Source organism: Streptomyces sp. DvalAA-14, assembly GCF_900091855.1.
Lineage (GTDB): Bacteria > Actinomycetota > Actinomycetes > Streptomycetales > Streptomycetaceae > Actinacidiphila.
This window is the reverse complement of sequence record NZ_FMCH01000560.1, coordinates 64,164-74,882: the sequence shown is the minus strand read 5'-3', so window position 1 is coordinate 74,882 and position 10,719 is coordinate 64,164. Positions and strand designations below refer to the sequence as shown.

The 10,719-nt window shown below is 72.3% G+C and carries 9 protein-coding genes and 1 pseudogene; 5 read left to right on the top strand and 5 right to left on the bottom strand.

Features of this window, described 5'->3' with window-relative positions:
* Positions 1-215 (top strand): annotated as a pseudogene (locus GA0115240_RS38850) (RNA 2',3'-cyclic phosphodiesterase); the annotation flags it as partial.
* Between the two features lie 312 nt (positions 216-527).
* On the opposite strand, the gene GA0115240_RS30350 reads toward GA0115240_RS38850, so the two are convergent.
* Positions 528-1,523 carry an aldo/keto reductase gene (locus GA0115240_RS30350; RefSeq protein ID WP_093741624.1) on the bottom strand — a complete coding sequence of 332 codons (996 nt, stop codon included), beginning with the start codon at positions 1,521-1,523 and terminating at the stop codon, positions 528-530.
* 81 nt (positions 1,524-1,604) lie between these two features.
* Positions 1,605-2,285: a GDSL-type esterase/lipase family protein gene (locus tag GA0115240_RS30345; protein WP_093741622.1), complete on the bottom strand. Its 681-nt coding sequence runs from the start codon at positions 2,283-2,285 to the stop codon at positions 1,605-1,607.
* A 269-nt stretch (positions 2,286-2,554) separates the two neighbouring features.
* Here GA0115240_RS30345 and GA0115240_RS30340 point away from each other — a divergent pair, with 269 nt between their 5' ends.
* Positions 2,555-3,550, top strand: a complete 996-nt coding sequence (locus GA0115240_RS30340) for a hypothetical protein (protein WP_256070089.1) — start codon at positions 2,555-2,557, stop codon at positions 3,548-3,550.
* Positions 3,551-3,716: 166 nt separating this feature from the next.
* Here GA0115240_RS30340 and serC read toward each other — a convergent pair whose 3' ends face one another.
* Positions 3,717-4,835 carry a phosphoserine transaminase gene (serC, locus tag GA0115240_RS30335; protein WP_093741621.1) on the bottom strand — a complete coding sequence of 373 codons (1,119 nt, stop codon included), beginning with the start codon at positions 4,833-4,835 and terminating at the stop codon, positions 3,717-3,719.
* A 260-nt stretch (positions 4,836-5,095) separates the two neighbouring features.
* Entirely contained in the window at positions 5,096-6,196 is a 1,101-nt protein-coding gene (locus GA0115240_RS30330) for a citrate synthase 2 (RefSeq protein ID WP_093741619.1), read from the bottom strand.
* A 263-nt stretch (positions 6,197-6,459) separates the two neighbouring features.
* Here GA0115240_RS30330 and pdxH point away from each other — a divergent pair, with 263 nt between their 5' ends.
* On the top strand, positions 6,460-7,098 hold the full coding sequence (gene pdxH / locus GA0115240_RS30325) for a pyridoxamine 5'-phosphate oxidase (protein ID WP_093741637.1): 639 nt from the start codon (positions 6,460-6,462) through the stop codon (positions 7,096-7,098).
* 358 nt (positions 7,099-7,456) lie between these two features.
* Positions 7,457-8,869: a PAS domain-containing protein gene (locus tag GA0115240_RS30320; protein WP_093741617.1), complete on the top strand. Its 1,413-nt coding sequence runs from the start codon at positions 7,457-7,459 to the stop codon at positions 8,867-8,869.
* A 107-nt stretch (positions 8,870-8,976) separates the two neighbouring features.
* Here the strand turns inward: GA0115240_RS30320 and GA0115240_RS30315 are convergent, their stop codons facing one another.
* Entirely contained in the window at positions 8,977-9,750 is a 774-nt protein-coding gene (locus GA0115240_RS30315; RefSeq protein WP_093741615.1) for an SIS domain-containing protein, read from the bottom strand.
* A 121-nt stretch (positions 9,751-9,871) separates the two neighbouring features.
* Between GA0115240_RS30315 and GA0115240_RS30310 the strand changes: the two genes are divergently transcribed.
* Entirely contained in the window at positions 9,872-10,564 is a 693-nt protein-coding gene (locus GA0115240_RS30310) for a metal-dependent transcriptional regulator (protein ID WP_093741613.1), read from the top strand.
* The last annotated feature ends 155 nt before the right edge of the window (positions 10,565-10,719 follow it).

Sequence of the window (10,719 nt, the reverse complement as noted above, 5' to 3'; positions counted from 1 at the left end):
CCGCCGAGGGGGCGACAACGGGGGCCGGCCCGCTGGCGCCGGAATCCCGCCCGGTGGCGCTGGGACCGCTGGCGCAGGCACTGGCCGGCTTCCGCGGTTCACCGTGGACGGCCGACACGCTCCGCCTGGTGAGCAGCGAGTTGCCGCGTTCCGGAGTGCCGGGCGAGCAGCCGCACTACACGACGGTGGCGGCCTGGCCGCTCGGCCGCGCCTGATCGCCGGGGAGGTCGCGGGGGCGGCCCCGCTGATTGCCGGGGTGGCCGGGGCGGCCCCGCTGATCGCCGGGGGTGGCCGGGGTGGCCCGGCTGATCGCCGGGGTGGTCGGCGGGGAGGTGGCCGGTGAGGTGGCCGGGGTGGCCCGGCCGCAGGGACCGCCGGGCCCGGCGGCTAACCTCGGACCGTGGACCCCAAGACCCGTACGCGTGTGATGACCGCCGCCTTCGTCCTGATGCTCGTAGTGGTGGTGGTCGCCGCCGCGGTTCGCTGAACCGCGGCGGCGCCCGGGCCCGGCGGGAGCCCGGGATCCGTCACCAGGCGAAGGCCTCCGGGGACGGGCCGGGGCCCGGGAAGATCTCGTCCAGCGAGGTCAGGAACTCCTCCGACAGCGTCAGCTCCACCGCCCGCAGGGCCGAGTCCAACTGGTCCTGGGTCCGCGGGCCGACAATCGGACCCGTCACTCCGGGCCGGGTCAGCAGCCAGGCCAGGCCGACATCACCCGGCTGCAACCCGTGCTTGTCGCACAGGTCCTCGTACGCCTGGATCGAGGCACGCTGCTCCTCGGACTGCAGCGAGTCCGCGGACCGGCCGCTGGTGGAGCGGCTGCCGCCGCCCTCGCGCTGCTTGCGCAGCGCCCCGCCGAGCAGCCCGCCGTGCAGCGGCGACCACGGGATGACCCCGAGGCCGTACGACTGCGCCGCCGGGATCACCTCCATCTCGGCCCGCCGCTCCATCAGGTTGTACAGGCACTGCTCGCTGACCAGGCCCAGCGAACCGCGCCGGGCGGCCGCCTCGTTGGCCTGCGCTATGTGCCAGCCGGCGAAGTTGCTCGACCCGGCGTAGAGGATCTTGCCCTGCTGGACCAGGACGTCGATCGCCTGCCAGATCTCCTCCCACGGCGTGGCCCGGTCCACGTGGTGGAACTGGTAGATGTCGATGTAGTCGGTGCCGAGCCGCTTCAGGCTCGCCTCGACGGCCCGGCGGATGTTGACCGCGGACAGCTTGTCGTGGTTCGGCCACGGGGTCTCGTCCGTGCCCATGTAACCGTTGAGCTTGGTGGCCAGCACGGTCTTGTCCCGCCGGTCACCGCCCTTCGCGAACCAGCTGCCGATGATCTCCTCGGTGCGGCCCTTGTTCTCGCCCCACCCGTAGACATTGGCGGTGTCGAAGTAGTTGACCCCCGCGGCCAGTGCCGCGTCCATGATCGAGTGGCTGTCGGCCTCGTCGGTCTGCGGACCGAAGTTCATGGTGCCGAGCACCAGACGGCTGACCTTGAGACCGGTACGTCCGAGCTGTGTGTACTCCATACGCCCCACCCAAGCCCTTGGAGTGCGCTCCAATCAAGGGGCCCCGGTCCGCGGCGGGCGGCGGCCGGCCGGGCCCGGGGGTCAGTCGACCTCGTACGGGGCCCCGAGGCCCCAGCCCTGGTGCATCGCGTCCGCGAAGGCCGCGGCCAACTTGTGCTCGCCGGCCGGGTTGGGATGCGTGCCGTCGTAGGTGTCGAGCCGTATGTCGTAGCCGGCCGGGCGGGAGGCCAGCAGCAGCGGCGAGGCGGCGGAGTCCAGTTCGGCGACGACCTTGGCGGTCCGCTCGTTCAGCTCGGCGCACTGGTCGGCGAAGCCGGGGTCGAGGTCGGCGCGGGTATTGGGGATCACCGGCAGCAGCACCATCCGCACCGCCGGTCTGGCCGCCCGGGCCTGCGCGATGAAGCGCGCCACGTTCGCGGCGGTCTCCGCCGCGTCGGTGTAGAAGCCCAGGTCGATCAGGCCGAGCGAGACGAGCAGGACGTCCGGGCGGTGTTCGCGTACCACCTCGCCGATCTGCGGCACCATGTGCAGCCAGCCCTCACCCCAGCCGGCCAGATGGCGGCGGGCGTGGGCCGGGAACCCCGGATCGGCGTAATCCGCGGAGACCGCCTCGTCGGCCACCGCGTCGTACAGCCCGGTGCGCGGGCCGACCACCGTGAACCGCTCGCCGAGGCCGCACAGGTGCTGCCACATGCGGTAGCGCCAGGTGTAGTCGCCGGCGGTGCCCACAGTCATCGAGTCGCCGACGAAGAGGTAGCGCATGCGGGGCATCATCCCCGACCGGCGACCGAACAGGGACACTGGGGTCCATGCGCGCCCTTCTCCCGACCCGCCTTCCCGGCGTGATCCGCCTGAGCCGCCTGATGGGCCTGATTGGCCTGATTGGCCTGATTGGCCTGAGCGGCCTGATCCGTCGGAGCCGTTCGGGGCCGTCGGCCCGAGCGGAACCCCAGGCGTCCCCCGCCCGTGCGGACCGTGCGGACCGTAGGGCCGGTGCGGCCCGCTCGGCGCGCTCCCCCCGGGTCCTGCCGGTGGCCGCCGCCTGCGCCGCCTTCGTGCTGGCCTGCGCCGCCGCCGGGCCGGCCGTCGCCGACAGCGGGCCGTCGGTCGCCTTCCACATCAGCGACCCGCGGATCACCGAATCCAGCGGCCTGGCCGCCAGCCGCCTGCACCCCGGCATCTACTGGACGCACAACGACAGCGGCGACGGCCCGTACGTTTACGCCATCGACTCCGCCACCGGCAAGACCGTCGCCCGGGTGACGATGCGCGGCATCCACGCCCGGGACGTGGAGGCCATCTCGATCGGCCCCGACGGCGATCTCTACGTCGGCGACATCGGCGACAACCTGAACGGCAGTTGGCCGGAGGTCTGGATCTACCGCTTCGCCGAGCCGCGCCAATTGCGGGACCAGACGGTGGACGTCACCCGCTTCACCGTGAAGTACGACGGCGGTCCGCGCAACGCCGAGGCACTGATGGTCCAGCCGAAGACCGGCCGGGTCTACATCGCCAGCAAGAACGAGGACGGCGGCCACCTCTACGAAGGCCCCGCCGAACTCGACCCGAACGGCGTCAACACCTTCCGCAGCATCGCCGACGTGCCCTGGGTGACCGACGGCGCCTTCTCGCCCGACGGCACCCGGCTGGTGCTGCGCGGCTACTTCTGGTCCACCGACTACCGCTGGACCGCCGGCCGTCCGCAGAAGATCGGCAGCCTCGACGTACCCCTGCAGCAGCAGGGCGAGTCGGTCACGTACACGACCGACGGCCGGGCCCTGATGTACGGCAGCGAGGGCCGCGACAGCGAGGTGTGGCGCGAGCCGCTCAGCGGCAAGGACCTGCCCGACCAGGTCGCCGCGACCGGCTCGGGCGGCGCCGGCGCGGCGGGCGGATCGGCGCAGAGCGCGTCGTCCGATCCGAAGCCGCAGAGCGCGGGTCACAAGGTGGTGGGGATCGGGCTGCTGGTCGTCATCGGGGCGATCGGGGTGGGAATCCGGAACGTCGCACGGCGGCGGCGCGGATAGCCGGGCGGGCGGGCAAGGAGTTCGCCCCGGGGTCGGCGGGGGCTCGGCGGGGAGTTGACGGGACGGGGCCGGGACGCGGTACGGCGGCGGTCCGCTGGGAGAGCGGGCCGCCGCCGTACCGGTGAACGCTCGGGTCGCAGCCCGCCGCCCGGGTGCCGGCCAGGGGTCAGAGCTGACCGATGACGTAGTCGATGCTGGCGGTCAGCGCCTCGACGTCGGCCGGGTCGACGGCCGGGAACATCGCGACCCGCAGCTGGTTGCGCCCCAGCTTGCGGTAGGGCTCGGTGTCCACGATCCCGTTGGCCCGCAGCACCTTGGCCACCGCGGCGGCGTCGATCCCGTCCTCGAAGTCGATGGTGCCGACGACCTGGGAACGCTGCTCCGGGTCGGCGACGAACGGGGTGGCGTACGACGCCCGGTCCGCCCAGCCGTACAGCCGCGACGACGAGTCGGCGGTGCGCTTGACCGCCCAGTCCAGGCCGCCCTGGCCGTTGATCCACTCCAGCTGCTCGTTGAGCAGGAAGAGGGTGCTCACCGCCGGGGTGTTGTACGTCTGGTTCTTCGTCGAGTTGTCGATCGCGGTCGGCAGGTCGAAGAACGCCGGAATGTGCCGGCCGGACGCGGCGACGGCCGCCGCCCGCTCCAGCGCCGCCGGGGAGAACACGGCCAGCCACAGGCCGCCGTCGGCCGCGAAGGACTTCTGCGGCGCGAAGTAGTAGACGTCCGTCTCGGTGATGTCGACCGGCAGGCCGCCCGCGCCCGAGGTGGCGTCCACCAGGACCAGCGCGCCCTCGTCGGCCCCGGCCACCCGGTGGATCGGCAGCGCGACACCGGTGGAGGTCTCGTTGTGGGTGAGGGCGTAGACGTCCACACCCACCTCGGCGGCCGGCCGCGGGTGGCTGCCGGGCTCCGACTTCACGATGGTCGGCTCGGCGAGCCAGGGCGCGAGCTGCGCCGCCTTGGCGAACTTCGAGGAGAACTCGCCGAAGGACAGGTGCTGGGACTTCTCACTGATCAGGCCGTGCGTGGCGATGTCCCAGAAGGCGGTGGAGCCGCCGTTGCCGAGCACCACCTCGTAGCCGTCGGGCAGCGAGAAGAGCTGCCGGATGCCGTCGCGGACCTGACCGACCAGGTTCTTCACCGGCGCCTGGCGGTGAGAGGTGCCGAGCAGGGACGTCCCGGTCGCGGCGAGCGCGTCGAGCGCCTGCGTCCGCACCTTGGAGGGGCCCGACCCGAACCGTCCGTCGGTGGGCTTGATTTCAGCGGGAATCTGGATATCGGCCACGTTGGCAGCGTAGTGCGTAACGGATGCGTTTCGGTGAGTGTCCCATCCGGTGAGACGTGCCTGGCCGGGCGCTCGGGAGCCCGTCCGGGTGCGGGGGGCGCGGCGCGCGCCGGAGCGGCCGCCCCACTCGCGGGTACGCGGGCGGGGCGGCCTGGACGGCTGGGAGAGCAGGGGCCGAGCAGGAGGGCGGAGGCTCCCAGCGGATCAGCGGATCAGCGGATCAGCGGATCAGCGGATCAGCGGCTCGGCGGCTCGGCGGCTCAGTGGGCGATGCCCGTGTAGCCCTCGATCTCCTGCGGGCCGCGCGAGGCCGGGCCGATGTACCGCGCGGACGGCCGGACCAGCCGACCGGTGCGCTTCTGCTCCAGGATGTGCGCCGACCAGCCGGCCGTACGGGCGCAGGTGAACATCGAGGTGAACATGTGGGCCGGCACCTCCGCGAAGTCCAGCACGATCGCGGCCCAGAACTCCACATTGGTGGCGAGCACCCGGTCCGGGCGGCGGGCGTGCAGCTCGGCCAGCGCCGCCTTCTCCAGCGCTTCGGCGACCTCGAAGCGCGGCGCGCCCAGCTCACGGGCGGTCCGGCGCAGCACCCGGGCGCGCGGGTCCTCGGCGCGGTAGACCCGGTGGCCGAAGCCCATCAGCCGCTCGCCGCGGTCGAGCGCGGCCTTCACATAGCCCTCGGCGTCGCCCGTCCGCTCGATCTCCTCGATCATGCCGAGCACCCGGGAGGGCGCGCCGCCGTGCAGCGGCCCGGACATGGCGCCGACCGCCCCGGACAGCGCCGCGGCCACGTCCGCCCCGGTGGAGGCGATCACCCGGGCGGTGAAGGTGGAGGCGTTCATGCCGTGCTCGGCGGCCGAGCTCCAGTACGCGTCCACGGCGGCCACATGCTTGGGGTCGGGCTCCCCGCGCCAGCGGATCATGAAGCGCTCGGTGATGGAGTGCGCCTTGTCGATCTCGCTCTGCGGCACCATCGGCAGCCCCTGCCCGCGAGCGGACTGGGCGACGTACGACAGGGCCATCACGGCCGCGCGGGCCAGGTCGTCCCGGGCCTCCTCGGCATCGATGTCCAGCAGGGGCTTGAGGCCCCACACCGGGGCGAGCATGGCCAGCGCGGACTGGACGTCCACCCGGATGTCACCCGAGTGCACCGGGATCGGGAACGGCTCGGCGGGCGGCAGGCCCGGATCGAACTTCCCGTCCACCAACAGGCCCCACACGTTTCCGAAGCCCACATGGCCGACGAGTTCCTCGATGTCGACCCCGCGATAGCGCAGCGAACCCCCCTCCTTGTCCGGCTCGGCGATCTCCGTCTCGAACGCGACGACTCCTTCGAGTCCCGGTACGAAGTCGGACATGGGGCGGCTCCTCTGGTGATTCTGATGATCCGGCTGGTCTGGTGGTGCAGCTGGCTCTGGTGGGCCTGCTGGTCGGTGCGGCGCGAACTGGGTCCCGGCGGGCAATTCTCCCCGCTCGGGGACATGACAGACAGGGTGAGGTGCAGCACATCCCGTGGCCAGCGCCTCACGCGTTGCCTGTCCTGCAAGATGTGCCCGTGCGAGAACCACGAGAACCCCACGAGGGGCGTGACCAGGCAGTGGCCGTCGACGACCCGGCGTCCATGCGCAAGCAGTACCAAGCGGCCGGACTGGACGAGACCGAACTGGCGGACGACCCCTACGAGCAGTTCGCCCGCTGGTTCGCCGACGCGGTACGGGCCACCGGCAGCGGCGCGCTGACCGAACCCAACGCGATGATCGTCTCCACCGCGACCCAGGACGGCGTGCCCAGCTCCCGGACGGTGCTGCTCAAGGGATACGACCGGCGCGGCTTCGTCTTCTTCAGCAACTACAACTCCCGCAAGGGGCGTGAGCTGGCGGCCAACCCCTATCTCTCGCTGGTCTTCCCCTGGCACCCGATCGCCCGCCAGGTGATCGTCGGCGGCCGGGCGGAGCGGGTCCCGGCGGAGGAGACGGCGGCTTACTTCCACAGCCGGCCGCACGGCTCGCAGCTCGGCGCCTGGGCGAGTGAGCAGTCCAGCGTCGTCGCCTCACGGGCGGTCCTCGAAGAGGAGTTCGCGGAGCGGGCCGCACGCTGGCCGGAGGGGACGCGGGTGCCGGTGCCGTCGGACTGGGGTGGTTTCCGGGTGGCGGCCGCGACCGTCGAGTTCTGGCAGGGCCGGGAGAACCGGCTGCACGACCGGCTGCGCTACGTATACGACCAGGGCGGCGGCTGGCAGGTGGAACGGCTCGCGCCGTAGTCCGGCGAAGGTCGGCGAAGGTCTGCGAAGGGTCCGGTGAAGGTCGGCGAAGGATCCGGGGAAGGGTCCGGGAACACGAACGACCCGCGGGCTCTCCCCGGAGCCTTGCGGCTCCGAGCACCGGCCGGACAAGTCCGACGAGCCCGCGGGTCGGGTGTACTGCGTGGGATTGGCGAGCACTTTGCACGCCGAGTGCGCGGTGCTAGCCCGCAGTCACCTCACGTGTCCGACTGCAACTCATGCTTCAGACCACCTCCCTTCGTGTGTACCGCCAGCCTAAGAAAGTCGTCCGGAAACGCACAACCTATTTAGGTAAATCTCGTGTGACGCACCCCACACCCGGGTTGAATGTTGTGACGTGCAGCCATTCGACGCGCAACCCCGAGGTGACGAGCAGTTGCTGGCCGCGCTGCTGGACGGCATGGAGGCCGGCCTGTGCGCGTTCGACCGGGACGGCGTGATCACCCACTGGAACGCGGAAGCGACCCGCATTCTGGGCTGGACGGCCGAGGAGGCCGTCGGCCGGCGCGGCTTCGGCGGCTGGGCGGCGCGGGCCGCCGACGCCCGGGAGACCCAGGAACGGCTGCTCGCGGCCATGGACGCGCCCGGCCGCCAGGTGCACGAGTTCGCGCTGCTGACCAAGGACGGCCGCCGGGTGCTGGTCCGCACCCAGTCGGCGGCCGTGGCGGGCGCCGACGGACGGCCGGCCGGACTCTACTGCGCCTTTTCCGACGTGCACGCCCAGATCGACCTGGAGCGGTCCATCGCGCTGAGCGAGTCGCTGTTCTCCGACGCCTCCTGGGGCGTGGTGCTGATCGACGCGGACCTGCGGCCCGCGCTGGCCAACGAGCAGGCCGCCCGGCTGCTCCACTGCGGGCGCGAGGCACTGCTGGGCCGGCCGCTGGGCGAACTCCTCGACCACGGCGTCGAGGAACTGGAGAACGCGCTGCAGCACGTACTGGCCGAGGGCGCCTCACCGGCCGGCCTCGAGATCTGGGTCAGCCCGCGCGGTGACGACACCCACGCCCGGCACTGCTGGCGCAGCGGCTTCGTCCTGCTCGGATCGCCCTTGGGCGAGGAACCCGTACCGCTCGGTGTCGGCTGGCTCTTCTCCGACGTCACCGTGCAGAAGACGGTCGAGCGGCAGAGCGCCCGGATACGTTTCCGCTACCAGCAACTGCACCGGGCGGACCGGGCCGCGGCGGAGTGCGAGAGCGCACTGGAGGCGGCCGTCCTCCAACTCGACTTCGCCCTCGCCGGCTTCGCCGACCACGCGCTGGTCGACCTCGCGGACGGAGCCGGACGGCTGGTCCGGATCGCCGCCACCCCCGAGGGCGAACCGGGCCCCGGCGTGGCGAACCCGGCCAACGCCATACCGGTCGGCTACGAGCCCGGGCACCCCGTGCTCCAAGCGGTGGAGCGGCTCGGCACCGTGCGCACCAGCTATGCCGCCGCCGGGGGCGCCACCCCTTCCGCCCCCAGCTCCGCCCCCGCCGCCGCAGCCGGACCGGTGGTCGCACCGGGGGCCGCGGCCGAGCAGGTGTCCCGGGAGCGCACCGACGCGTGGGCGGCGGCCAGGCGCTGGCCGCCCGGCACGGTCCACGGCCTGACGACGGTGCTCCGCAGCCGGGGCCGTACGGTCGGCGCCCTCACATTTCTGCGCGGCTCCGGCCGGCGTCTCTTCGACCGGGCCGACGCGGCCTACGCGGAGGACGTGGCGGCCCGGGTCGCCATGGCGCTGGATTTGGCGGGACTGACGGGGGACCGCTGAGATCCGCCCCGAGCGGCTGGCCCGGACGGGACGGGGGCGGGCTTGGGGGCGGGCCGGGGACAGGGCTGGCCCGGACGGGCCGGGGGCGGGCTGGAGGTGGGCCGGGGTCAGCGCTGGGCGGAGTGGCGGAAGAAGATCCGGTCGCGGTACTCCTCGAAGACCCGGCCGTTCCAGTCCAGGCCGCCGTCCACATTGCCGGAGCGGATCATGGGCGGGGTGATGCCCCGGGCGGCCAGCTCCGTCGCCGCCGTGGCGATCACCGCCTGCATCAGCGCACTGGTCACCACCGTGGAGGCCGGCCCGAAGGGCGCCGGGACGCCGTCGTCGGACAGCTCCGCGTCGCCGACCGCGATCTTGGAGTCAAGCACGATGTCGCAGTTGTCCTTGAGGTACGTCCCCGACGCGTGCCGGGATCGGGTCCCGTCGGCGTACGCGACCGACGTCACGCCGACGACCAGCACCCCCCGGGCCCGTGCCTGCCGCGCCATGTCCACCGGGAGCGTGTTGCGGCCGGACAGGGAGATGACGAAGAGCACATCGCCGCCCCGCACCGGGCTGGTGTCCAGCACCGCCGCCGCCAGACCTTCCACCCGCTCCAGCGCGCTGCCGAGCGTGGCCGGCACCACATCCACCCCCGTCGTACCCGGCACCGACAGCAGATTGACCAGCGCCAGCCCGCCCGCCCGGTACACCACGTCCTGCGCGGGCAGGGACGAATGGCCGGCGCCGTAGGTGAACACCCGGCCACCTGCGGCGATGGCATCCGCCACCGCGCCGGCGGCGGCCTTGATCGCGGCCCCCTCCTCGTCCCGGACCCGGCGCAGCAGGGCGATGGCGGCGTCGAAATAACGGTCCGACAGGGCCTCGGAGGGGTCAGTCATGCGGTCACCGTGGTGCCGGCCCGCTACCGGTGTCAAGGCGGGGAATTCCTTGCCGGGCCCGGTTGTCGGTCGGATGCGTCAGAATTGACCCAGGGCCACGCACGAGTAAACGAGGGGCGCGATGTCCGGACTGATCGATACGACGGAGATGTATCTCCGCACCATCCTGGAATTGGAAGAGGAGGGTGTGGTTCCCATGCGTGCCCGGATCGCTGAGCGGCTCGACCAGAGCGGCCCGACGGTCTCCCAGACAGTGGCACGTATGGAACGCGACGGATTGCTGCATGTCGCGGGTGATCGACACCTGGAACTGACCGACGAGGGCCGCCGCACGGCGACCCGCGTGATGCGCAAGCACCGCATCGCGGAATGCCTGCTGGTCGACGTGATCGGCCTGGAGTGGGAGCACGTGCACGCGGAGGCGTGCCGTTGGGAACATGTGATGAGCGAAGCCGTGGAGCGGCGGGTGCTGGAGCTGCTGGAGCACCCCACGGAGTCGCCGTACGGCAACCCGATTCCCGGGCTGGAGGAGCTGGGCGAGCTGGGTGTGGCCGACCCCTTCCTGGAGGAGGGCATGGTCAGCCTCAGCGAGCTGCAGCCCGGTGACTCGGGAGCCAGTGTGGTGGTGCGCCGGATCGGCGAACCGATCCAGACCGACGCCCAGGTCATGTACACCCTGCGGCGGGCCGGTGTGCAGCCGGGCGCCGTGATCAGCGTGACGAGCTCGGCCGGCGGCGTCCTGGTCGGCAGCGGCGGTGAGGCCGCCGAGCTGGACGCCGAGATCGCTTCGCATGTCTTCGTAGCCAAGAGGTAACGCACCCCCTTCCCCTGTTTCCGCGGCTTTTCGTGGCCTGCCGCTGCTTCTTCGCTACCTGTTCGACCGCTGCCTGTTCGACCGCTGCCGGTTCGGCTCGTCCGGTGGGTTCGCCGCTCCCTGACGGGACGGCCGGCCCTGCTGCGGCCGAGTGT